Source organism: Streptomyces sp. NPDC052687 (assembly GCF_040678395.1).
Lineage (GTDB): Bacteria > Actinomycetota > Actinomycetes > Streptomycetales > Streptomycetaceae > Streptomyces.
Window position 1 is genome coordinate 85100 of record NZ_JBFATR010000020.1, and the last position, 22917, is coordinate 108016.

The 22917-nt window shown below is 74.5% G+C and carries 19 protein-coding genes and 1 riboswitch; of the genes, 9 read left to right on the top strand and 10 right to left on the bottom strand.

Features of this window, described 5'->3' with window-relative positions; genetic code table 11:
• Positions 1 to 143 precede the first annotated feature (143 nt).
• Together AB0K92_RS18400 and AB0K92_RS18405 are read right to left on the bottom strand one after the other, a co-directional pair.
• The gene (locus tag AB0K92_RS18400; protein WP_166004168.1) at positions 144 to 359 is read right to left on the bottom strand and encodes a type A2 lantipeptide; all 216 of its coding nucleotides are present in this window, start codon (positions 357 to 359) and stop codon (positions 144 to 146) included.
• Between the two features lie 460 nt (positions 360 to 819).
• Entirely contained in the window at positions 820 to 1233 is a 414-nt protein-coding gene (locus AB0K92_RS18405) for a PaaI family thioesterase (protein ID WP_365924070.1), read from the bottom strand.
• 212 nt (positions 1234 to 1445) lie between these two features.
• Here AB0K92_RS18405 and AB0K92_RS18410 point away from each other — a divergent pair, with 212 nt between their 5' ends.
• Entirely contained in the window at positions 1446 to 2939 is a 1494-nt protein-coding gene (locus tag AB0K92_RS18410) for a S1 family peptidase (RefSeq protein WP_365924072.1), read from the top strand.
• Positions 2940 to 3005: 66 nt separating this feature from the next.
• Here AB0K92_RS18410 and AB0K92_RS18415 read toward each other — a convergent pair whose 3' ends face one another.
• Positions 3006 to 5144, bottom strand: coding sequence for a SpoIIE family protein phosphatase (locus AB0K92_RS18415; protein WP_365924074.1), 2139 nt, complete (start codon positions 5142 to 5144; stop codon positions 3006 to 3008).
• Between the two features lie 318 nt (positions 5145 to 5462).
• Between AB0K92_RS18415 and AB0K92_RS18420 the strand changes: the two genes are divergently transcribed.
• Positions 5463 to 6068 (top strand): response regulator transcription factor, encoded by a 606-nt coding sequence (locus AB0K92_RS18420; RefSeq protein WP_365924076.1) that lies wholly within the window; start codon positions 5463 to 5465, stop codon positions 6066 to 6068.
• 74 nt (positions 6069 to 6142) lie between these two features.
• Here AB0K92_RS18420 and AB0K92_RS18425 read toward each other — a convergent pair whose 3' ends face one another.
• Positions 6143 to 6259, bottom strand: a complete 117-nt coding sequence (locus AB0K92_RS18425) for a SapB/AmfS family lanthipeptide (RefSeq protein ID WP_365924078.1) — start codon at positions 6257 to 6259, stop codon at positions 6143 to 6145.
• A 112-nt stretch (positions 6260 to 6371) separates the two neighbouring features.
• A complete protein-coding gene (lanKC, locus tag AB0K92_RS18430) occupies positions 6372 to 8963 on the bottom strand; it encodes a class III lanthionine synthetase LanKC (RefSeq protein ID WP_365924080.1) in 2592 nt (863 codons plus the stop codon).
• A 578-nt stretch (positions 8964 to 9541) separates the two neighbouring features.
• On the opposite strand from lanKC, the gene AB0K92_RS18435 reads away from it, so the two are divergent.
• The 6 genes from AB0K92_RS18435 (at position 9542) to AB0K92_RS18460 (ending at position 16090) form a co-directional block, all read left to right on the top strand.
• Entirely contained in the window at positions 9542 to 11989 is a 2448-nt protein-coding gene (locus AB0K92_RS18435) for a SpoIIE family protein phosphatase (RefSeq protein WP_365924083.1), read from the top strand.
• 56 nt (positions 11990 to 12045) lie between these two features.
• Entirely contained in the window at positions 12046 to 12465 is a 420-nt protein-coding gene (locus tag AB0K92_RS18440; RefSeq protein WP_166004179.1) for a CBS domain-containing protein, read from the top strand.
• Between the two features lie 269 nt (positions 12466 to 12734).
• Complete coding sequence (locus AB0K92_RS18445; RefSeq protein ID WP_206313181.1) at positions 12735 to 13088, top strand: DUF6479 family protein; 354 nt, start codon at positions 12735 to 12737, stop codon at positions 13086 to 13088.
• A gap of 70 nt (positions 13089 to 13158) precedes the next feature.
• On the top strand, positions 13159 to 13338 hold the full coding sequence (locus tag AB0K92_RS18450) for a hypothetical protein (protein WP_365924086.1): 180 nt from the start codon (positions 13159 to 13161) through the stop codon (positions 13336 to 13338).
• A gap of 36 nt (positions 13339 to 13374) precedes the next feature.
• Complete coding sequence (locus tag AB0K92_RS18455) at positions 13375 to 13875, top strand: metallophosphoesterase (protein WP_365924088.1); 501 nt, start codon at positions 13375 to 13377, stop codon at positions 13873 to 13875.
• 241 nt (positions 13876 to 14116) lie between these two features.
• Complete coding sequence (locus AB0K92_RS18460; RefSeq protein WP_365924090.1) at positions 14117 to 16090, top strand: translation factor GTPase family protein; 1974 nt, start codon at positions 14117 to 14119, stop codon at positions 16088 to 16090.
• A 109-nt stretch (positions 16091 to 16199) separates the two neighbouring features.
• Here the strand turns inward: AB0K92_RS18460 and AB0K92_RS18465 are convergent, their stop codons facing one another.
• Positions 16200 to 17453 carry a YncE family protein gene (locus AB0K92_RS18465; RefSeq protein ID WP_365924092.1) on the bottom strand — a complete coding sequence of 418 codons (1254 nt, stop codon included), beginning with the start codon at positions 17451 to 17453 and terminating at the stop codon, positions 16200 to 16202.
• A 166-nt stretch (positions 17454 to 17619) separates the two neighbouring features.
• On the opposite strand from AB0K92_RS18465, the gene AB0K92_RS18470 reads away from it, so the two are divergent.
• Positions 17620 to 18279 (top strand): helix-turn-helix domain-containing protein, encoded by a 660-nt coding sequence (locus tag AB0K92_RS18470; RefSeq protein ID WP_365924094.1) that lies wholly within the window; start codon positions 17620 to 17622, stop codon positions 18277 to 18279.
• 141 nt (positions 18280 to 18420) lie between these two features.
• Here the strand turns inward: AB0K92_RS18470 and AB0K92_RS18475 are convergent, their stop codons facing one another.
• From AB0K92_RS18475 to AB0K92_RS18490, 4 genes are all read right to left on the bottom strand, one after another.
• Positions 18421 to 19647 carry a glycosyltransferase gene (locus tag AB0K92_RS18475; RefSeq protein ID WP_365924133.1) on the bottom strand — a complete coding sequence of 409 codons (1227 nt, stop codon included), beginning with the start codon at positions 19645 to 19647 and terminating at the stop codon, positions 18421 to 18423.
• A gap of 176 nt (positions 19648 to 19823) precedes the next feature.
• Complete coding sequence (locus AB0K92_RS18480) at positions 19824 to 21122, bottom strand: cytochrome P450 (protein ID WP_365924096.1); 1299 nt, start codon at positions 21120 to 21122, stop codon at positions 19824 to 19826.
• 326 nt (positions 21123 to 21448) lie between these two features.
• The gene (locus tag AB0K92_RS18485; protein ID WP_365924098.1) at positions 21449 to 22297 is read right to left on the bottom strand and encodes a bifunctional 5,10-methylenetetrahydrofolate dehydrogenase/5,10-methenyltetrahydrofolate cyclohydrolase; all 849 of its coding nucleotides are present in this window, start codon (positions 22295 to 22297) and stop codon (positions 21449 to 21451) included.
• 22 nt (positions 22298 to 22319) lie between these two features.
• Positions 22320 to 22404: riboswitch (ZMP/ZTP riboswitch) on the bottom strand.
• A gap of 43 nt (positions 22405 to 22447) precedes the next feature.
• Positions 22448 to 22813, bottom strand: a complete 366-nt coding sequence (locus AB0K92_RS18490) for a nuclear transport factor 2 family protein (protein WP_365924100.1) — start codon at positions 22811 to 22813, stop codon at positions 22448 to 22450.
• Between the last annotated feature and the right edge of the window lie 104 nt (positions 22814 to 22917).

Below are 22917 nucleotides of genomic sequence, written 5' to 3' on the forward strand. Positions count from 1 at the left end.
AGCCGGCAAACCCGCTACCTTTTTCCTTGTGGCGGTGTAACTCTGCGCTCCCGGCGCACTCCCCGGCCCCGGGCGGGGGGCGCGCGGGGGGGGGCGGGGGGGGCGCCCGCCCCGGGGGACTCTTCGTCCACCCTGAGGCGCGATCAGAGACCGGCGACCAGGGCGGTGACCGGGGCGGTGTTCAGGCCGGTGACACCCTCGACGGTGCCGACGGCCGTGTCGACCAGGCCGGAGACCGGGGCGACGCCGTCCACCAGGCCGGTGACGGTGCCCAGCGAGTTCACGTGCAGGCCGCCGGAGACGTTGTCGAGCTCGGCGTCGGAGATCTCGGCGGTCTCAACCTGGGGGGTGGAGTTCATGATGGAACTTCCCTTCATATGGATATTTCTCAAGGGGGGAGCGGCCCCCTCTGGGGACAGACGGACGGCCGCGAACCGCGGGCCCGGCGCGGTGCGCCCCGTGCGGGACGCCCCTCGCGGCCCCCGCGGTGCGATGGATCAAAACACGCGGCGACCTTCGTCCTCCACTCAACCAGCCTCCCCACCAGGGCATTTGAGCCCTCGGCGTGCCCAACCGTGCAGGTGCGCGCACGGCTTGTCGGCGACTTCTTCACATGCCGCACGGCATCGGCGCACACCACCGCTTGCCGCCCGTTCGGCGAATCCGGCACACCCGCCCCAATGGCGCGTCCGGCGCCGCCGGCCGGGGCGGACCGTCCGTGTCCGGTGAGCCGGTTGGGCAGTCGCTGTGCAGATTCCCTGAAGCTCTCGTTCCGCTACGCGACCGGGACAGACCGTGTCCGGTCGATCGCGGACCGTGTCAGCCAAGAAGGGCGTAGACCGTGCTCGCGTGGGCCGCGAGGTCCCCGCTCGGCTCCGCCGTCATGGTGACGTCCGCGAACGCCATCCGGCGGCCCAGCTTGGTGAGCACCGCCGTGACCAGGACGTCCGAGCCGGTCACCGCGCGCTGGAAGGACGTCGACTGCTGAACAGTCGTCATCGGCACGAAGGCGCCGCGCGCCGCCGAGACGGCGATCACCGTCGCGGTGTCCGCCGCGGCCATCAGCGCCTGCCCCGACAGCGCGCCGCCCTCCCGGGCCAGCCGGTCCGACCAGGGCAGCCGCAGGGTCGCCCGGTCGTCGCCCAACGACTCCACGGCGAGGCCGAGTTCCCGCACCCAGGGGGCGAAGTTCGCGGACAGGATCTTCTCGGCCTCGGCCGGGGTCATCGTCATGGAGGGACTTTTCCCCGGCGGGCCGTTCGGTATCGCACCTCTGCGTGGCGCGTATCACCCGTCCGGGTGGCCGGTTTCTCGCCAACGTGGTCCGGTTTCGCACACGTGGTTGAACACCCCGCGCGTGCGCTGCGTACCAGTGGCCATCCAGGCGCCCCTAACCGCCGCCGCAGGGCGGCCCGCACCCGGTCCCCCCAGGAGGTCGAGAAGTCTTGAGTCACAAGCGCATTCCGAAGCGCAAAGCCGTGCTGGCCGCGGGCGGCGTGGCGGCGCTCGGAGCGGCGGCGCTCCTGCTGCCCCACGCCAACGCGTCCCAGGACGGCGCGGCGGAGCCCCAGGCCGCACCCCGTGCCCTGAAGGCCGCGGACGCCTCGGACCTCGCCGGCCGGCTCGCCGGACTGCTGGGCGACGCCTTCGCCGGGTCCTACTACGACGCCGGCCGGCAGCAGCTCGTCGTCAACGTGGTCGGCGACAACAACCAGCTCGTCGTCCAGGCCAAGAAGGCGGGCGCGGCGGTCCGCCAGGTCGACAACAGCACCGCCGAGCTCAAGGCCGCCGCGCGGACCTTGAAGAGCGAGGCGACCATCCCCGGCACCGCCTGGGCCGTCGACCCGCGGACCAACAAGGTCGTCGTCACCGCCGACTCCACCGTCACCGGCGCCGAATGGGACACGCTGGAGTCCGCCGTGCGGAGCCTCGGCCAGGAGAAGGCGACCCTGCGCAAGTCCTCCGGCACATTCAGGACGTTCGCCTCGGGGGGTGACGCCATCTTCGGCGGTGGCGCCCGCTGTTCCCTCGGTTTCAACGTGACCGCGGGCGACGGCACCCCGGCGTTCCTGACCGCCGGCCACTGCGGCGTCGCGGCGGCCGAGTGGTCCGACGCCCAGGGCGGCGCGCCGATCGGCACCGTCGACCAAGCCGTCTTCCCCGGTCAGGGCGACTTCGCACTGGTGAAGTACGACGACCCCGCCACCCAGGCGCCCAGCGAGGTGAACGCCGAGGGGCAGGCCGTGCCGATCCTCCAGGCGGCGGAGGCCACCGTCGGCCAGGAGGTGTTCCGCATGGGCAGCACCACGGGACTCGCCGACGGCACGGTCACCGGACTCGACGCCACCGTCAACTACCCGGAGGGCACCGTCACCGGGCTCATCCAGACGAACGTCTGCGCCGAACCCGGCGACAGCGGCGGCTCGATGTTCACCCAGGACGGCCTCGCCCTCGGCCTCACCTCCGGCGGCAGCGGTGACTGCACGGCCGGCGGGGAGACGTTCTTCCAGCCCGTCACCACCGCGCTGGAGGCGGTGGGCGCGACGCTCGGCGAGGGCGGCGCGGCCGGCGCCGGCGGCGCGGACGAGGGAGCCGGCGGCGCGGACGAGGGCGTCGGCGGGGACCAGGATGCCGGCGGCGAAGAAGGCGTCGGCGGCGACCAGGGCGTCGGCGGTGACGAAGGCGTCGGCGGTGACGCACAGGACGTCGGCGGTGACGCACAGGACGTCGGCAACGGCGGGCAGGACGCCGGAAACGAGCAGCAAGGCGCCGGGAGCGGTCAGGAAGGGGCCGCTCCCGGTCAGGAAGGCGCCGCCCCCGGTCAGCAGGCGGGCGGCGATCACCAGGGCACCGGCGACGGACAGGACACCGGAGCCGGTGAGCAGCCCGGCGGCGAGGACGACGGCGCCGGCGAGTCCGGGCCGACCCAGCCTCACTGACCTCCGCCGATGGGTCGGTGAGACCGGCCGGGCCCCTCGGCGGAGGGGCCCGGCCGCTTTCCCGCCTCACGTCCGCGACCGCAGCAGCAGCAACGCGACATCGTCCGCCCGCTCCTCCGCCCCCTGCCCGATCAGCACGTCGGCCAGCTCGTCCAGCGGCAGCTCCCCGGCCTCGCTCAGCCGCTGCCCGAGGACGGCGAGCGCCTCCTCGATGTCGACGCCGGGGGACTCGATCAGCCCGTCGGTGTAGAGCAGGAGCACCGAGCCGGGCGCCAGCTCCACCTCCGTCGTCGGATACCCGGCCGACGCGTCGATGCCCAGCAGCGGACCGCCCGCCAGATCGAGCACCCGCACCCGCCCGTCCGGCCGGCGCAGCAGCGGCGGCGGATGCCCGGCCCGCGCCATCACGGCCCGCCCGCCCGCCGGGTCGAGCCGCAGATACAGACAGCTCGCGAACAGATCGACGCCGAGGTCGATCAGCAGCCGGTTGGTGCTGCGCATCACCTCCTGCGGCGACTGGCCGACGGTGGTGTACGCCCGTACGGCCGTCCGGATCTGCCCCATCAGGCCCGCCGCGGTCACGTTGTGCCCCTGCACGTCCCCGATCACGGCCGCCGCGCCGCCCGGCACGGGCACCACGTCGTAGAAGTCGCCGCCGATGTCCATGCCCCGGGTGCTCGGCAGATAGCGGGCCGCCGCCTCGATGCCGGGCAGCGGCGGCAGCGAGGGCGGCAGCAGCGCCGCCTGGAGGCCGTGCGCCAGCTGGTGTTTCACGTCGTACAGCAGCGCCCGTTCCAGGGCCAGCGCGACCAGCCCGGCCACACTGCTCAGCACCGCCCGCTCGTCGGTGGAGAAGGGATGCGGCTCGGCGTAGGCGAGCACGCACGTGCCGACCGGGCGTCCCGAGGCGATCAGCGGCAGATACGCCCAGGCGGCGAACCCGTCCGGGGTCGCGGACCGCGCCGGATACAGCCGCTCCAGCTCCTCCCGTGACTCGAAGAACGCGGGCACCCCGGTGCTCAGGGCGTGCGCGCCCGGAGTCTGCGCGCCGAGCGGCGTGCCGTCGAACCGCTCCACCACGCGCGGGTCCCGGTAGCCGCGATGGCCCAGCACCCGCAGCCGGCCCGCCCGGGTGCCGAGCACCACCAGGGCCTGGCTGCCGACCGCGGGGGCGAGTTCGTCGGCGACCAGCTGCACCACGTCCTGCACGCCCACCGCCTCGGTCAGCGCGCTGGCGAGCGTCAGCACCTGCGAGATGGTGACCAGCCGGCTCGGGCCGTCGGCGGCACGCGGCCCGGCCCGGCCGGTCCCCGTCATCGCCCCGGTCCGGGTGATGCGCACGCTCAGTCCCGACGTGCTCGGGTACAGCCGGAACGACAGCCAGTCACCCGGCGGGCGCAGCGCCACGAACGACGTGGGGTGCTGGCTGAACAGCGCGGCCCGGTACCGGTCCTCGTACACCGGGTCGTTCAGCCACGGCACCGTCGCCCACAGCTGATGGCCCACCAGCCGGCGCACCGGCTGGCCGATCAGCTCGGCCGCCGCCGGGTTGGCGTAGGCCACCCGGCCGTGCAGATCGAGCGAGCACAGCCCGTACGGCAGCCGGGACACCAGCCGGACCGCCTCGATCGCACCGATCGTGCCGGTCACGCCGCCCACCGTGGGCGCCGCGAGCAGATCCGGCTCCGGCAGCACCGGACGGCCGTCCCGCGCGGCCCGCTCCAGCCGAAGCGCCAGCCGCTCGCAAGCGGACGTCAGATGCTCCCGCTCCCAGTCGGACAGCACCGGCGTGCGCACACCGGGCCAGGTGACGAAGACCCCGCCGTACACCGTGTCACCGGCCGCCACCGGCAGCGCGGCCAGCGCGAAGGGGTACGGCAGCACCACGGCCACCCGCGGATAGCGGCGGGCCATCTCCTCCTCGTCGCCGATCCAGACCAGCCGGCGTTCGCGCACCGCCTCCGACAACGGCAGCGGGGCGCTCGTCGACACCCGTTCCCAGGGCGCGGCGAAGGCGCGGGGCAGCCCAGCCATCACGGCCATCTCCAGCACCTGCTCGTCGGGGGAGAGCAGGTACACCGCACCGGAGTGGGCGTGAACCCCGTCGATCATCGCGGCAAGCGCCAGGGACAGCAGCGGACCGCCGACCGGATGCCGGCCGGCCGCCGGTGCCTGCGCGGGCTGCCCGTCGGACACGCCGACCACCTCCTCGCGGCGCCGCGAGCGCGTCTCCAGGCAACAAATCTCTCGCGTCCCGGCCGCCCCCGCACGGCGAGCGGCCCCCACGCCGCACGCTGAGCACGCCCGTTCACCGCGCCATCCCCAGCCGGAACTCTCTCTCGCACCCCCTCTGCCGCACCTCACGCCTCCTGGAGGGAAGCGTGCCCCGGTGCACGGGCGCGGGGTGCGCGCCCTCGCGCGTCCCGTTGGCCGGTTCTGCGCGGCCGGACGGGCGCGGGGCCGCCAAGAATGGGCAGGCGCTCATCACCTCGAACCGGCGACGGCAGTCTGAGAGGGGCAGTGTTGATCCGGGTGCTGCTGGTGCACGACGCGTGTTTGGTGCGATCGGTCCTGGCGGACTGGCTGCGCCGGGAACCCGACCTGGGGGTCTACGACTCCCCTTGGCGGGCCGCCCCGGGGCGGGTCCGTTCCTTACGGCCGGACGTCTGCGCCGCGGACCTCGAGTACACGGGCCGCTACGGCATCCCGCCGCTGAACGAGCTGTCGGGGCGCGGCGGCGACAGACCCCCGCGCCTGCTGGTGCTGGCCGGCGCGGACCGGCCGGGGCTGCTCAGACGCGCCGCCGAGGCGGGCGCGCTCGGCTATGTCGACAAGGCGGGCCCGCCCGACCGCCTGGTGCACGGAATCCGCCAGGTCGCCGCGGGGGAACGGTTCGTCGACGACTCTCTCGGCTTCGGCTTCCTCAAGGCGGCCCAGATGCCGCTGACCGGCCGCGAGCTGAGCGTGCTCAGCCTCGCCGCCCAGGGCGCGTCCATCGACGAGATAGCCGGCAGCCTGCATCTCTCGCGCGGCACCGTGCGCAACTACCTCGCGGCCATCACCCGCAAGACCGGCGCCCGCAACCGCATCGACGCGATACGCATCTCGCAGGGCGAGGGCTGGCTGTAGCGCTCGCGGGAAGGCCCCGGGCGGCGCCTCCCTCGCGGGAGACGGCCGCCCGGGGCCCGGTGACGCGCTGCCGGTCAGAGACAGAGCAGGACGCTCGCGGCGCTGGTGCAGGAGAGCAGGCTCACCGTGCTGGCGCCGCCGCCACCGGTGTGCTCGTCGGCTTCCATCGTCTGCAGGTCGAGAAGAGCCATCTTCTGTTCCTTTCCGTGATCATCATGGTTGCCCTGATGGGTGTTTCGCGTGCATCCCGTGGGGACGGGTGCGGTTCACGACTCCTCCGGTCCGGCGGACCGGGGAACCGCGTCATGAGGGCCGCCCGGCGGGCGGCGGGAGGAACGGCAGGGCGGCGGGCGCGTCGCCGAGGGCGGCGCCGAGCGCCAGCAGGCAGCCGGCCGTTCCGGTGGCCAGGTCCATGGAGAGCCGCATCATCTGGTGCCCGGGGAACGCGAGCCGCCCCTGGTACGGCATCGCGAGCCAGCCGAGCCCGGCGATCTGCTCGGCCAGCCGGTCACGGAGACCGGTGCCGGGCGCGGTGGTGCGGCTGAGGTGCAGGATCATTCCGGCGCGGCCCTGGAACAGTCCGGGCTGCGCGTAGAAGCGGCAGGTCGCGGCGGTGAGCACGCCCGCGCGGGCCCGCTCGAACTCGCCCGTGTCGTCGGCCGCGTGGGAGAGGTAGTCGTCGAGGACCATGCCCAGCCCGGCGCTGCCGTCGCCGAGGTACGGCAGCGTCCGCCACCCCTCGTCGACCTCCAGCGCCCCGCCCTCGCGGACCACGCAGCTCGCCAGGTCCTGGCGCAGCGCCCGCCCGGCCGCCGCCAGCAGTTCCCGGTCGCCGGTGGCCTCGTACCGCCGCAGCAGGAACAGCGCCTGGCCGCTCGCCCCGCGCATGAGCCCGGCCCGCCGCCGCGGCGTCTCGGGGCGCGGCTCGCCGAGCCGGCGTACGACGATCTCCGCGGCCTCTGCGGCCCGCTCGCGCAGCTCCGTCTCGCCGGTGGTGCCGGCGAGGTGGTCGAGGACCAGGCCCAGTCCGGCGAGCCCGCCGTGCAGGTCCGAGGACAGGCGCTGCCAGCGTTCCCGCAGCACGCCGCCGACCACGTCCAGGGCGCGCTGCCGGTGCCCGAGCCGGTCCAGCACCAGCGCCACGCCCGCCAGACCGTCGTACAGACCCAGCGGGGTGCCCGCGGGCGGCGGCGCGGTGCGGTCGAGGAGCCAGCGCTCGCCCTCCTCGTACCGGTCCGCGCCGACCTCCGCCAGCGCGTACAGCACCCCGGCCGCGCCGTGCGCGAGGCCCAGGCCACCGCCGTCGGAGAACTGGGCGATGTCCCCGGGAAAGAGCCGGTCCGTGCGCTCGGGCGTGGCGGAGGCGAGGATCGCCTCGACCATCGAGTCCCGGCTGCGCGGCCAGTCGCCCGGGTCCACGGGCCGCACCTGCCGCACGGGGGCGCCGCCCGCGGTGTCCCGGGTGATCTCCGCGACCGCCTCGTCCAGGAACGCCCGCGGCACGTCGGGGAACTGCTCGGCGATGACCTCGGCGAGATGGGCCGCCTTGCCCCGGTCGACCACGAACAGCGTGGTCACCGGCAGGAACAGGGCGAGCCGCAGACACGCCAGCGCATAACGGTCGACATCGGTGCCCCGGCGGTCCGGCGGCGCGAAGAACCCCGGATGGGCGACCACCTGGCGGCCCCGCTCGGCGGCCGGTGCCGCCGCCTCGAAGTCCAGCAGGAACACCGACTCCTCGTCGGGCGCCACCATGATGTTGAAGACGTGCAGGTCGTTGAAGACGATCCCGCGCTCGTGCACCGCCGCCACGGCCCGCTCCACCGCGCCGTGGATCCGCAGCGCCCACGCCGTGTAGTCGGCGACGGCCCGCGGGTCCGGCTCCGGCAGCAGCAGCGGGTGCCGCTCGGCGAAGAAGGAGTTGAGCGGCCGGCCCTCGACGAAGTCCATCACCAGGAACCGGTGCTCGCCCAGCGTGAACCAGTCACGCACCTCCGGCACCACCCCGGTCCCGGCCACCCGCTCCAGGGCCTCCTTCTCGCGCTCCAGCCGGGCCACCGCGTCCGCGCCGTCGGCCGCGAGCCCCGCGTGGGGCCGCGCCTCCTTCAGCACCACCTTGCGCCCGTCGCGGGTGTCGGTGCCCGCGTACACCCCGCCGCCGTTGGAGAAGTGCAGCGCCTTCTCGATCCGGTACGGCAGGTCACCGACCGTGGTGGCGTTGCGGGCCGCCAGCTGCGGAGCCAGGAAGTCCGGCAGCGTCACCCACTCCGGCACCCGGAATGCCGGATCGCGCCGGTCCGGAACCAGCCGCCCCTCGCCGTCGCGCAGCGCCGGTACCAGCGACCCGCGCTCGTCGACCACGTAGGAGCGCGCGAAGGCGCCGTAGCGGACGTGCAGCGGGCCGTCCTCCCAGCGCAGATCGGTGAGGATGTACGGCCCCTCCATGCCCTTCAGCAGGGCGCCGAGGTCGGTCAGCACCTGGTGCAGCTGCCGCTCGTCGGCCGGGTAGAGGGTGACGAACTTGCCGCTGCCCTCGCGCGGCGCGTACTTGGCGTTGCGCAGGTGCAGCAGATGCGGGGCCGGCACGTACTTGAACGGGATGCGGCGCGGCACGCAGTAGTCCCAGACGATCTCCGCGATCCGCTCCGCGTTCCCGCGGGTGGCCGACGCGTGCACCTTCCAGCCCTGGGCCGGCCCGGGCAGCGGCTCGCCGTCCGAGCCGAGCGGGGTCAGCGTCAGCCAGTCCCCGGTGCGCGCCGCGCGCCAGCCCTCGGGCACCTCACGCCGCGCCGTCGCGTACAGCGGGGCGGCCTCGCTCCCCGCGCCCGTCAGCCGGTCCGGTGTGTCGTAGAAGTGACCGTCCGCGAGCGCGTACACCTCGTACCGCTTGTCCATGCGTCCCCCTCCGTGACGGCACCGAGCTTTCCAGCCACGCCGTGGCTCCGGACAGTCACGCCTGTCACGAGGTCGCCGTGCGGAACGCACGCGTCAAGACACGTTCGAGCCGTTTCGAGCACTCGAGCGCCGAACGGCCGTCCGTCGGCCCTGCACCGGCCGCCCGTCGACGCCCGCACGGGCCGCCCGTCGCCCCCGCACGGGCTGCCCGTCGCCCCCGAACGGTCGCCTGCCGGCCCTGCACGGGCCGCCCGCCGACCGGCATGGGCCGCCCGTAGACCGGCATGGGCCGCCCGTAGAGCCCGTTCCGGCCGCCCGTCAGCCCGCACCAGCCGCCTGCCGACCTCGAACGGCCGCCTGCCGGCCCCGTACCGGCCGCCCATCGACCGGGCCGCCTGCCGACCCCGCACGGGCCGTCCGTCGACCCGGCCGCCTGCCGACCCCCGTCCCGGCCCCCCGCCGACCCCCGTCCCGGCCCCCCGCCGACCCCGCACCGGCCGCCTGTCGCCCCCCGCACCGCCCCCCCCGCCGCGACCGCAGGGGCTGCGCGGTCGTCGCATTAGCGCTGTAATACGGACGTGGTCAGTGAGGGCGCTGCGGGACGCGGAACGGCGACGCCGCGCGCCGAGACCGCCCTGCGAGCGATCATGGAGGACCGCGGCGCACCCGGACGGCTGCACCGCGTCCTCGAACAGGCCCTGGTCTTCGCGGGGGCCACCTTCGCCGCCGTGTACACCCCCGCCGAGGGCGGCGACCAGCTGTGCCTGGTGGAGTCGGCCGGCGTCCCCCGCACGCTCTACGGACTGCGCGACACGTATCCGCTCGCCGGGCGCTCCCCGGTCGCCGACGCCCACCGCGCCCGGCAGCCGGTCTGGCTGGGCCCCGCCGACCTGGCCGCCCGCTCCGACAGCCGGCGCACGCCCGGACCGGAGTTCCACCTCGCCGCCCTGCCCGCGCACCGGGACACCGGCGGCGGCTGTCTGCTCGCGGTCAGCGAGCAACCCCACGGCTTCGACACCCACCAGCGCACGTCCCTCGAACTCATCGCGGACGCCGTCTCCTGCCCCACCCCGCCCGGCCGCGCGGAGGGCGGTGAACTCCCGCCCAACGCCTTCTCCCTCGCCATGGACAGCGGCCGGGTCGAGGCCGGCGACGCACTCCTTCACCTGTTCGGCGTCACCCGCGACGACTTCGACGGCCGGGTCGAGACCCTGCTCGGCCTCACCGTCCCCGAGGACCTGCCCTCACTCATGTCCGTGGTCGAGGCCGACCACATGACCGTCGGCGAGCGGGAGCTGGAGTTCCGGGTGGTGCGGCCCGCCGGACCGCCCCGCTGGCTACGGCTGCGCGGCCGGCTCCTGCCGGGCGGCGAGGGCCGGCCCGCACTGCTCGTCGGCACCGTCGAGGACGCCGCCGGACTGCGCTCCGACGTCACCGACGTCGCCCGCGTCCAGCGGCTCGCCTCCGCCCTCGCCACCGCCGGCACGGTCCGCGAGGTCAGCAAGGCCGTGGTCGCCGCCCTGCGCCGGCCGCTGCGCGCCGACCGCATCGCCCTCGCCGAACTGGAACACGACCGGCTCGTCGTCACCGTCCTCGACCCGCCCGAACCCGAGGCCTGGCCCGAGCTGTGGCGCCTGGAGTGGCGCACCGAGTGGCCCGACGCGCCCGTGCGCGCCATGCCCACCCTCGCCACCGCCCTGCGCGAGGGCCGCGCCCAGATCTGGCCCGCTGGCACCCCGCTGGAACCCGCCCTCGCCGAGGTCGGGCCCGGCGGCCTCGCCGTGCTGCCGCTGCCCGCCGGCGGCCGGATGGCCGGCGCCTGCCTCATCGGCTGGGACCGCCCGCACGACTTCGGCCCCGACGAACGCGCCCTGCTCACCGTCTCCGCCGGCCTCGCCGGACAGGCCCTGATGCGCGCCCGCGCGTTCGACGCCGAGCACGAACTCGTCGGCATGCTCCAGCGCCAGCTGCTGCCCCGCCGCCTGCCCACCCTGCCGGGCGCGGTCGCCGTCGCCCGCTATCTGCCCGCCACCGCCGGACTCGAGGTCGGCGGCGACTGGTACGACGTCATCCCGCTGCCCGACCACCACGTCGCCCTCGTCATCGGCGACGTGCAGGGCCACAGCGCCGCCGCCGCCACCCTGATGGGCCAGATGCGCACCGCGCTGCGCGCCTACGCCGTCGAGGGCCACCCGCCCGACGTGGTCGTCTCGCACGCCAACCGGCTCCTCGTCGACATGGAGACCGACCTCTTCGCCACCTGCGCCTACGTCGACGTCGACATGGAGGAGGGCACCGGCTGGTGCGTGCGCGCCGGACACCTGCCGCCCATCCTGCGCCACCCCGACGGCACCACCCGGATCGTCGAGGCGGAAGGTGGCCCGCCGCTCGGCGTGGTCGCCCAGGCCGACTTCCCCATGACCCCGCTGCGCCTGACGCCCGGCACCCTGATCACCCTCACCACCGACGGCCTCGTGGAGTCCGCGGACGCCGACATCGACCAGGGCATGGACCAGCTCGCCCGCCGGCTCGCGGGCGCCGACCCCGCCCACCTCGGCCTGGTCGCGGACACCCTGCTCACCGGGGCCCGCCGCAGCGACGACGTCGCCCTGCTGCTGATGCGCTACGACGGCATGGCCGTACGCCCCCGCCGGGAGAGCTGGACGGTGTGGCGCGTCCCCGAGGCCGTCCGGCACGCCCGCCGCTTCACCAACCGCACCCTGCGCGCCTGGGGCATCGCCCGGTACGCCGACGCCGTGCTGCTGGTCGTCTCCGAACTCGTCACCAACGCCCTGGTGCACACCGACGGCCCGGTCCGCCTCGACCTCACCCTCGTCGGCAGCCGCCTGCGGGTCGCCGTCGCCGACTCCTCGCCCCGCACCCCCGTACGGCCCACCAGCATCGGCTGGGAGGCCACCGGCGGGCGCGGCCTGCTGCTCGTCGAGGCCATGTCGGCGGCCTGGGGCACCGTGCCGGTCAGCGGCGGCAAACAGGTGTGGTGCGAGATCGTGCTGGAGGACACCTGAGCGCGGGTACCCGGAGCGGCGACCACCTCTGAGGTGAAGCCAGAAGGAGGTACGCCATGACCCAGCACGTCCGCGACATCATGACCGCCGATCCGGTGACCGTGGAACCGGTGACCTCGGTCGCCCAGGTCGCCCGGATCATGCGCGACGAGGACATCGGCGCCGTCCTGGTCACCGAGGACGACTCCCTGCGCGGCCTGGTCACCGACCGCGACCTGGTCGTCCGCGCGCTGTGCGAGGGCGGCGACCCGGAGCAGACCTCGGTCGCCTCGGTGTGCAGCGAGGACTTGTTCACGCTCACGCCCGACGAGGACCTGGACCACGCCGTCCAGCTGATGCGCGAGCACGCGGTCCGCCGCGTCCCCGTCGTCGACCACGGCCACCCCGTGGGCATCGTCTCCCTGGGCGACCTGGCGATGGAACGCGACCCGGATTCCGCCCTCGGCGACATCAGCGTGGCCCGGCCCAACACCTAGGGCCACCCGCCGGGCGGGGAGCCGTCCCCGCCCGGCACAGGCGCGCCGCGCCCGAAGTCACCCGGCACAGGCGCCCCAGACCCGGACTCGCCCGGCACAGACGCGCCGAGCAGCGGTGGCTCTCCCACGCACGGCGGGCAGGGTGCCCCGCGAAGGGGCCCCGGCCCGCCGCAACGACACCCGGAACTCCACCGCGCCGCCCCGCCCGGCGCCCCCCTTCCCTCAAGCAGCCGGCCATTCATCCACCCCTGGTGGGTACCCGCACCCCCATGAACACCTCCGCGTACACCACAGCCGCCTCGGGCTCCCCGGTCGGAATGATCATCATCGTGATCGCAGGCGTCCTCATCACCGCGGCGCTCATCTGGGCCGTCCAGTACGGCATCCGGGTGCGCCGCAGCGAGGCCCGGCGGTCGAGGACCGGCAAGCAGCCGACCCTGCCGGAGTCCGGGCCGGTGCACGAGACCCGCGAGCAGCGCGAGCCGCACGACATGGCCGAGGGCGAACGGCTCACCCCGCACGAGCTGCGGCCCACCGGCGGTTCCCCCAGCGAGGACCAGCACCGCCCGCGCTGGGACCGCGGCTCCAGCGGCTCGTTCGGCGGCGGCGGCCCGACCACCTGAGCGGGCCCGGCGTTTCGCCCGGGTCACCGTGGGGGACCCGGGGGAGCACACCCAGTGAAGGGACCCTGCCGTGACCACCTCGACCAGTGACGAACCCGCTGCCCGCCGGCCCGAGACAGGCTGGTCCAGGGCCCGTCGCCTGAGGGAGAAACCCGCCCTGCGCACCTGCCTGGCCCCGGTGGAGGACCCGGACAGCCCGCACGCGCCGCACACCGCCTCGGAGTGGAACATCGTCAGGGGTGAGGACTGAGGACTGACCCGCACACCACCGACGTACGCTGAACCCGTGCGCCTGCTGCTGATGGCCGACACCCACGTCCCCAAGCGCGCCAGGGAACTGCCCGAGCCGCTGCTTGCGCAACTGCCGCACGCCGACGTCGTCTTCCACGCCGGCGACTGGGTCGACACCGCCACCCTCGACCTGCTGGAGCGCCGCTGCCGCCGGCTGATCGGCGTGTACGGCAACAACGACGGGCCCGGACTGCGGGCCCGGCTGCCCGAGGTGGCGCGTGCCGAACTGGGCGGCCTGCGCTTCGGCGCCGTGCACGAGACCGGCGCCGCGCAGGGCCGGGAGGCGCGCTGCGCCGCCCGTTTCCCCGACCTCGACGTGCTGGTCTTCGGCCACAGCCACATCCCCTGGGACACCACCGCCCCCTCGGGCCTGCGCCTGCTCAACCCCGGCTCGCCCACCGACCGCCGCCGGCAGCCGCACTGCACCTACATGACCGCCACCGTCGCCGACGGGCGTCTCACGGAGGTCACCCTGCACCGGCTCCCACCGCGCTGACCCGGCCGCCCGAGCCCCGGGGTCCGGCCCGCCCGCGCCTCGCGCCTCACGCCCGGCCCGCCCCGGCCTCGGGACCCGGCCCGTCCGAGCCTCGCGGCCCGCTAATTCACTGGCGCCCCGCTCCCCGGTTCTGCTGCACTGCGTCCGACCCGTCCGTCGCACCCGGAGGAGCGATCCATGCGCACTGCGTCCATGTCCATCTCGCACGCAATGACCCCCCTCACCAAGGACATGACGCTTCGTGCACTTGCTCAACCTCGGGATCCTCGCGCACGTCGACGCAGGTAAGACCAGTCTGACCGAACGGCTGCTGCACAGCGCCGGAGTCATCGACGAGATCGGCAGCGTCGACGCCGGCAGCACCCGCACCGACACCCTCGCGCTGGAACGCCGGCGCGGCATCACCATCAAGTCCGCCGTCGTCTCCTTCCCGCTCGACGACGTCACCGTCAACCTCATCGACACCCCCGGTCACCCCGACTTCATCGCCGAGGTGGAACGGGTGCTCGGCGTGCTGGACGGCGCCGTCCTGGTCGTCTCGGCCGTCGAGGGCGTCCAGGCGCAGACCCGCGTGCTGATGCGGACCCTGCGCCGGCTGCGCATCCCCACCCTCCTCTTCGTCAACAAGATCGACCGCCGGGGCGCGGCCTACGAGGACGTCCTGCGCGCCGCCGCCGAACGGCTCGCCGCGGCCGTCGTCCCCATGGGCACCGCCACCGCCCTCGGCACCCCCGCCGCCCGCTTCACCCCCGGCCCCGTCCCGGCCGCCCTCGACGTCCTCGCCGACCACGACGACGACCTGCTCGCCGCCTACGTCGAGGGCACGGTCCCCGATGCCCTGCTGCACACGGCCCTCGCCGAGCAGACCCGGCGGTGCCTGGTCCATCCGGCGTACGCGGGTTCCGCGATCACCGGAGCGGGCGTCGACGCGCTCACCGACGGCATCCGGCGGCTGCTGCCCCCCGCCGACGGCGACCCCGACGGCCCCGTCTCGGGCACCGTCTTCAAGGTGGAGCGCGGCCCGGCGGGGGAGAAGGTGGCCTACGCCCGCCTCTTCTCCGGCACCCTGCGCACCCGCGACCGGATCCGCTTCGGCGCCCGCGGCGACGAGGGGCGGGTGACCGCCGTCCACGTCTTCGAGAACGGCACCGACGTCCGCCGGGACGCGGTCACCGCCGGCCGCATCGCCCGGCTGTGGGGCCTCACCGAGGTCAGGATCGGCGACTGGCTGGGCGTACCCCGCACCACGGACGGGCACCTCTTCGCCCCGCCCACGCTGGAGACCGTCGTCGAGCCGGCGCGCCCGGCGGACCGGCGGGCCCTGCATCTGGCGCTCACCCAGCTGGCCGAGCAGGACCCGCTGATCGGCCTGCGCCACGACGAGGTGCGCCAGGAGACCTCGGTGTCCCTCTACGGCGAGGTGCAGAAGGAGGTCGTCCAGGCCACCCTCGCCGACGAGTACGGCCTCGGCGTCACCTTCCGCGAGACGACACCGCTGTGCGTCGAGCGGCCCGTCGGCACCGGCGCGGCCGTCGAGTTCGACAAGAAGGACGGCAATCCGTTCCTCGCCACGGTGGGGCTGCGCGTCGAGCCCGCCCCGGCCGGCGCGGGCAACGCGTTCCGCCTGGAGGTGGAGCTGGGCTCGATGCCGTACGCCTTCTTCAAGGCCGTCGAGGACACCGTGCGCGAGACCCTCACCCAGGGCCTGCACGGCTGGCAGGTCACCGACTGCACCGTCACCATGACCCACTCCGGGTACTCACCGCGCCAGAGCCACGCCCACCAGGGCTTCGACAAGAGCATGTCGAGCACCGGCGCGGACTTCCGGGGCCTGACCCCGCTGGTGCTGACCGAGGCGCTGCGCCGGGCCGGGACGCGGGTGCACGAGCCGATGCACCGGTTCCGGCTCCAGGCCCCGGCGGACACCCTGGGCGCGCTGCTCCCGGTGCTGTCCGCGCTGCGGGCCGTGCCCCGGACCACCGAGACGCGCGGCGCCCACTGCCTGCTCGACGGTGTGGTGCCGGCGGCCCGGGTGCACGCCCTGGAACAGCGGCTGCCGGGGCTGACGAGGGGCGAGGCCGAGCTGGAGAGCGCCTTCGACCACTACGCACCCGTCGAGCGGGGCGCTCCCGTACCGGAACGCCCGCGCACCGACCACAACCCGCTGAACCGAAAGGAGTACCTGCTCAAGGTGACCGGCAGAACGGACAGTTGACGTCAGCTGGGCGGCGGCTCCGGGCAGCCGCCGTCCGCCGCTCACCCCGTCAGCAGACCGCTCACCCCGTCAGCAGACCGCTCACCCCGTCAGTCGACCGCTCGCCCCGTCACCTGGCCGCCGGGCCCGTCCAGTCCGCGGGCACCCGGGCCGGCCGCACCCGCTGGGGGTGGTCGCCGACCGCGACCGACGCCGTCTTCTCGCCGGTGGCGAAGTCGATGGCGGTCACCCGGTCGGCGCCGCTCTCGGAGACCACACAGGACTTGCCGTCGCCGCTGACGGTCGCCCAGTAGGGCTTGGCGACGGGCACCAGCGGGCCCTCCCGGAGCGTCGTGCGGTCGACGACGGTCGCGTAGTCGTCCATGGTGCCCGCGACGCACAGCTTGGTGCCGTCCGGCTTCATGGTGATGCCGTGATGGCGGGAGTCGTTGACCCAGGTGGTGCGGTCCTCGCTGGTGGCGGGGTTCTTCGGCAGGGTCTTCGTCCGGGTGATCCGGTCCGTGGCGACGTCGTACTCGAAGAAGCCGTTGAAGAACGACACCTGGAAGTACAGCTTCGACTCGTCCGGGCTGAACGCGGCCGGGCGCACCGCGTCGGAGTATTCCTTCAGCCCGATCGCGTCCAGCCGCTGCCGCATGTCGATCACCTTGACCTGCCGGAACGTGGTGGCGTCCGCGACCGTGATGCGCCGGTCGCCCTTCGTCCAGTCCAGCCAGGGGGCGTCCAGGGCGGTGTTCACCTCGCCGATGGACATGTTCCAGATGTACTTGCCGTCCCGGCTGAAGACGTTCTCGTGCGGCTTGTCGCCGGTGGCGAACGAACCGATCTGCCTGCCCGTCTCGATGTCCAGGACGTGCACGGTGTTGGAGGTGGACGCGGAGACCGCGACGCGGGTGCCGTCGGGGGAGACCGCCATGTGGTCGGCGCGGTAACCCGACACCGGGAAGCGCCACTTGACCGCGCCGGTCGCCAGGTCGAGGGAGACGACGTCGGCGAAACTGGGCCGCGAGACGACCATCGCCGAGCCGTCCGGGGTGGCGTACATGTCGTCCACGAACTGGTCGTGGCCCTCGCCGACGCTGTTGCGGATGCCCATGAAGTAGATCCACTTGATCGGGTCGGCCTTGATCTCCGCCATCCGCTGTTCCTTGTCCGGGACGACGTTGATCCGGCCGATCCGCTCGAAGTCCCCGCTGGACTCGATGACATCGGCGGTGCCGTCCCAGTTGTTGCCGACGAACAGCACCTCCCGCAGGGCGGCGGGGGAGCCGGGGGCGGCCTGGGCGGCGGTCGCGGGGGCGGTGGCGGCGAGCACGAGGGCGGCGGCGACGGTGGCGAGCCGTCTGCGTGCGAGGGCAGGCATGACTGCTCCCTCCTGGGAGTGGGGGATGGCGGAGGAAACTGAAAACGGCGGCGTTCAGAGTGACTTACTGGAAAGTAAGGAGCGTGCGCCCTTCTCCACAAGACCGCGTACACGACAAAATTGGCCGACCGTGGAGGGCGGAAGCGCACGGAGGACGGGGAGGCACGTGACGGGCAGGCTCAGAGCGCCCACGGGGCGGTACGGCGGCCGGTCCGCCGAGGAACGGCAGGCCGAGCGGCGCCGCCGCTTCCTCGACGCGGCCCTGCGGCTCTTCGGCGACCGGCCGGGCTACCGGGCCACGACCGTCGCCGCGCTCAGCGAGGCGGCCGGCCTGTCCACCCGGCAGTTCTACGAGGAGTTCCGCACCCTGGAGGACGTCCTCGCCGCCCTCCACCTCCAGGTCAACGACTGGGCCGAACAGGCCGTCCGCGCCGCCGTGACCGAAGCCGAGGGGCTGCCCCTGGCCGACCGCGTCGCCGCCATCTTCCATGCCTACGCCGCGAACGTCACCGCCGATCCGCGCCGCGTCCGGATCACCTTCGTCGAGATCGTCGGCGTCAGCCCGCGCCTGGAGGAGCAGCGCCTGGCCCGCCGGGCGCGCTGGGTCGACCTCATCCGCACCGAGGCCGAAGCCGCCGCCGCCCGCGGCGAGGCCGTGCCCCGCGACTACCACCTCCCCGCCACCGCCTTCATCGGCAGCGTCAACGGCCTCCTCCACGACTGGACCGCCGGCTGGGTACACGCCACCCTCGACGAGGTCGTGGCGGAACTGGTCCGCCAACTCCTGGGCATCCTCCGCCCGGTCGACTGGAACCCCCAGAAGTAGGGCGGACGGCCGTGTCCATGGCCTGCGGCCGCGGGCAACATCTGCTGCCGGCCAACCGACCGGTCCTACGCCCAGGTCAGCAACCGCGACCTCGAGGTCTCTCACCCCCGCCCGGCGAAGCCACAGCCGCGCACAAACCCTCTAGCCGCGCAGCCCGTTCACCCACTCCACCACCGCCGCCGTCCCGTCCTCCTGCCGCACCCGTGCGGCCAGCGTCCGGGCCCGTTCCCGCATGCCGCGGTCGCGGGTGGCGCGGACGAGGGCCGGGGTCAGGACGGCGGCGGTCAGCCGGCGCAGGGGGACCGCGCGGGGCGCCACCCCGAGGGCGACCAGGCGGGACGCCCAGAACCCGGCGTCGAACTGCACCGGCACGGGAACGGCGGGCACCCCGGCGCGCACCCCCGCCGCCGTGGTGCCCGCGCCCGCGTGGTGCACCACCGCGGCCATCCTCGGGAACAGCACGGAGTGCGGCACCTCCCCGACGGTCAGCATGTCGTCGCCGTCCGCCGCCAGCCCGCCCCACCCCCGCTGGAACACCCCGCGCAGCCCGGCGGCGCGCAGCGCCCGCACGATCTCCCCGCTCAACCGCCCGGGATCCGGCACCGTCGCGCTGCCCAGGCCGACGAAGACCGGCGGCGGACCCGCGTCGAGGAAGTCCGCCAGCCCGGCCGGCAGCCGGGGGTCACGGTCGTACGGCCACCAGTACCCGGCCACGCCGAGCCCGGCGCGCCAGTCGCGCGGCCGGGGCACGACGAGCGGGCTGAAACCGTGCAGCACCGGCCAGTTCCCCCGCTCCCGGGCCCGCCACGCCGCGCCCGGCGTCCGTGGCGGCAGCCCCAGACGGTCCCGTACCGCCGGAACGGCCGCCGAGAACACCCGCTCCACGGCCAGCCCCACCCCCAGCCCGCCGAGCCGGTTGCCGACGGCACCCCAGGAGCCGCCGGAGAGCACCGCGGGCGCGAACTCCCTGGTGGCGGCGAGCGGTTGGAGATACAGCCCCATGCTCGGCAGCCGCAGCCCTTCCGCGATGGTGTGCCCGAGCGGCCCCAGCGAACTCGACAGCAGCAGCACCTCACTGGCGCGCGCCGCCGCGAGCAGGTCATCGGTCATCCGCCCGATCAGGGACCGCGCCATCCCCACCATCCGCACCAGCTTGCCCACCGCGCTGGCGTCATGCAGCCCCCGACCCCGCGAGGTCTCCAGCTCGGCCCGCGGATCCACCGGCAGCGCGTGGAAGCCCACTCCCGAGCCCGCCACCAGCGGCTCGAAACACCCGTGGGTCACCAGCGTCACCTCGTGCCCCGCCCGCACCAGCGCCTGCCCGAGCCCGGTGTACGGGGCCACGTCACCCCGCGAGCCCGCCGTCATGATCGCCACTCGCACATCGGCCAGTATGCCGCCGCTACGGCCGCGCCTTGGGCGAATCCGCCGTCTCCTTCGCCCCGGCGGGTGGACCGCCGAGGGAGGATGGCCGCGACCATGGCTCCCCACCACCCGGAGGCAGTCCGCCCCTACGTCTCCTGAGCCCCCTACGCCTGAGCCCTCTACGCCTCCGCGTCCGGATGCCCCGGCCGCTCCACCGCGACCCGCAAGGGCGCCCGGAACGACAGCAGACCGAGCATCGGAACGTCCTCGGCCGCCGCCGGCCGCACCCGCGGCAGACGGCGCGCCGCCTGACGCAGCGCCACCGCCGCCTCCGTCCGCGCGAGGGTCGCGCCCGGGCACAGGTGCCGGCCCACACCGAAGGCCAGGTGGCGGCGGACGTTCGCCCGCTGCGGGCACATCCGCTCGGGCGCGGAGAAGACCTCCGGGTCCGAGCCGCTGCCCATCAGCATCAGCAGCAGCTGGGCGCCCTCGGGCAGCTCCACCCCACCCAGCTCGGCCGGGCGCGCGGCGACCCGGCGCCACGTCGTCACCGGCGGCTCGCGGCGCAGCACCTCCTCGACCCAGCCCTCGGCCAGGCCCGGCTCGTCGGCGACGCGGGACCACAGCCCGTCCTCGGCGAGGGCCCGGCGCAGCACCGTGGCGATGAGCTGGCCGGTGGTGGACTGCCCGGCGACGAACACGAAGAAGCACGCGCCGACCGCGGTCCGCACGTCCAGCGGCTCGCCGCCGGGCAACCGGTGGTCGGCCAGCGCCGCGACGAACGAACCGGGCTGGGCGGCGCCGGCCCGCACGGTCCGGGTCAGCCACTGGTGGAACTCGGCGACCAGCGGCGCCAGTTCGAGCTGCCGCTCGGCCGTCGGCCGGCCCCAGAACAGCTCCAGCGAGGCGTCGCTCCAGCGGATCAGCGTGGCGGGGGAGACACCGTCGATGCCGAGCAGCTCCATCAGCACCCGGCACGGCAGTACCTGCGCGAACGACGTGAACAGGTCGACCTCACCCGAGGCGTCGAACCGCTCCCCGGCCGCCGCGAGCAGCTCGTCGGCGATCCGCTCGATCATCGGTACGGCGGCGGCGACGCGCCGGGCGTCGAAGAACCGGGTGACGACCCGGCGCAGTCCGGGGTGGCTCGCGGTGCCGTTGTTGGCCAGCGCCGGCGGCAGGTTGAACCCGGCCCGGGCCAGCACCCGCAGCACCCCTACCGGCAGCGGCGTGACGGCGTGCTGGGCGTTGTCCGGGTGGAAGAGGTCCGGGTCGAGCAGCACCCGACGGATGTCCTCGTGGCGGCTGACCAGCCACAGCCCGGTCCGCGGGTCGTGGTGCACCGGGGCCTCGGCGCGCAGCGTGTCCAGCCAGGGATACGGGTCGCGGACGAAGCCGTCGCCGAAGAGATCGAGCAGGTCGAGGGCCTGGTGGGAGGCCCCGTCGGGGCTGATCGTTTCCGGTGCCGAGAGAGTCACGGCCGGACGCTAACACGCGTTCACGCGGACACCGTCCGTGTGTGCGCGGCATCACTCGATCACCGGGAGCCGCGCCACACGGGGGCCGGCGCACGTCGCACGGTCACCACGGGAGGCCGACGCACGCCAAGCCTGACGGGAGGCCGACGCACGCCAAGCGCTGACGGGAGGCCGACGCACGTCACACGCTCCCCGCGGGAGGCCGGCGCACGCCAAACGCTCACGGGGGAAGCCGCCGCACGCCAAGCGGTCACGGGGAAGCCGGCGCGCGCCGCACGGTCACCGGGAGGCCGGCGCGCCGCGGGCGGGCGCCGGCCTCCCGCCCGTCACAGCCCGAGCTGACGCTCCGCCGCGTCCACCGTCTGCTGAAGCAGCGTGGCGATGGTCATCGGGCCGACCCCGCCCGGCACGGGAGTGATCAGCGAGGCGCGCTCGACGGCCGAGTCGAAGTCGACGTCGCCCACGTTGCCCGGGTTGTAGCCGGCGTCGATCACCACCGCGCCCGGCTTGACGTCCTGGCCGCGGATCAGCCGGGGCCGGCCGACCGCGGCGACCACGATGTCCGCCTCCCGCACCGCGGCCGACAGATCCGCGGTGCGGGAGTGGCAGTAGGTGACGGTCGCGTCCCGGGCGAGCAGCAGCATCCCGGCCGGCTTGCCGAGGATCGCGCTGCGGCCCACCACCACGGCCCGCTTCCCGGCCGGGTCGACGCCGTACTCGTCCAGCAGCCGCATGATGCCGCCGGGCGTGCACGAGACGAAGCCCGGCAGGCCGAAGCTCATCGTGGCGAAGGAGGCGAAGGTGACGCCGTCGACGTCCTTCTCGGGCGCGATCGCCTCGAACGCGGCCCGCTCGTCGATGTGGTCGCCCACCGGGTGCTGCAGCAGGATGCCGTGTACGCCGGGGTCGGCGGACAGCTCGCGCAGCGTGCCCACCAGCTCCCCGGTGGTCGTGGTGGCGGGCAGGGCGACGTGCCGGGAGGCGATGCCGGCCTTCCGGCAGCGGTTCTGCTTCATCTTCACGTACGTCACGGACGCCGGGTCCTCGCCCACCAGCACCGTCGCGAGGCAGGGTGCCGTGCCGGTGCGGCCGGTGAGGCCGGCCGCGCGCTTCGCGGTCTCCTCGACGATGCGCCGGGCGAGCGCGGTGCCGTCCATGAGCCGGGCCTGGGACATGATCCACTCCTGGGTCGATCGACCGGATCGCCCAGGCGCGCGGCATCGACTCCACGTGGACCGCTCCCCGGTGGTACTCCACCTCAGCGCCAGTCACGGCCCCGGACCAGCGTAACCGAGGCCGTGTGCGGCGCGGTGCCCGGCCCGGTGCTACTCGTCCCAGGCCTGGATCATGGTCTGGTCGACGATCTTGCCGTCGCGCAGGGTGACCATCGACTCGGCGAGCACACGGACCCCGTCGGGGTACTCACAGGACTCGCTGAAGGCCGCGCGGTCACCCTGGACGACACAGTCCTCCAGCTTGTGCGACATGTCCCGGCCGTAGACGTCGTCGAGCAGCTCGCCGATCTCGTCCCGGCCGCGCAGCACGCGCGGATGGCTCGGCTGGGTGTTGCGGTCGACGACCCGCAGTTGCGCGTCGTCCGCGTACAGCGACATCAGCGTCGCCGAGTTGTGTCCCTCGATGCCCCGGCGCAGTGTCTCGGTGTCGAAGCCGGGGGTGGCCGCGGTGCCCATCGTGACCTCCTCGAAAAGGGGGCGGCCCGGTCTGGCGGCGGGCCGCGAAGGGCCTTACCTACGAGGCTCCTCCGCCTCCCCGGCCCCGGCAAGCGCAGCGGATA

What these genes read in the sequence shown, in the direction of transcription:
- AB0K92_RS18445 (WP_206313181.1), top strand. Translation starts at nt 12,735, where the DNA reads ATGAACACCTCCGCGTACACCACAGCCGCCTCGGGCTCCCCGGTCGGA.
- AB0K92_RS18440 (WP_166004179.1), top strand. Translation starts at nt 12,046, where the DNA reads ATGACCCAGCACGTCCGCGACATCATGACCGCCGATCCGGTGACCGTG.
- AB0K92_RS18490 (WP_365924100.1), bottom strand. Translation starts at nt 22,813, where the DNA reads ATGGGCACCGCGGCCACCCCCGGCTTCGACACCGAGACACTGCGCCGG.
- AB0K92_RS18405 (WP_365924070.1), bottom strand. Translation starts at nt 1,233, where the DNA reads ATGACGATGACCCCGGCCGAGGCCGAGAAGATCCTGTCCGCGAACTTC.
- AB0K92_RS18400 (WP_166004168.1), bottom strand. Translation starts at nt 359, where the DNA reads ATGAACTCCACCCCCCAGGTTGAGACCGCCGAGATCTCCGACGCCGAG.
- AB0K92_RS18425 (WP_365924078.1), bottom strand. Translation starts at nt 6,259, where the DNA reads ATGGCTCTTCTCGACCTGCAGACGATGGAAGCCGACGAGCACACCGGT.
- AB0K92_RS18465 (WP_365924092.1), bottom strand. Translation starts at nt 17,453, where the DNA reads ATGCCTGCCCTCGCACGCAGACGGCTCGCCACCGTCGCCGCCGCCCTC.
- AB0K92_RS18485 (WP_365924098.1), bottom strand. Translation starts at nt 22,297, where the DNA reads ATGTCCCAGGCCCGGCTCATGGACGGCACCGCGCTCGCCCGGCGCATC.
- lanKC (WP_365924080.1), bottom strand. Translation starts at nt 8,963, where the DNA reads ATGGACAAGCGGTACGAGGTGTACGCGCTCGCGGACGGTCACTTCTAC.
- AB0K92_RS18475 (WP_365924133.1), bottom strand. Translation starts at nt 19,647, where the DNA reads ATGACGGCGGGCTCGCGGGGTGACGTGGCCCCGTACACCGGGCTCGGG.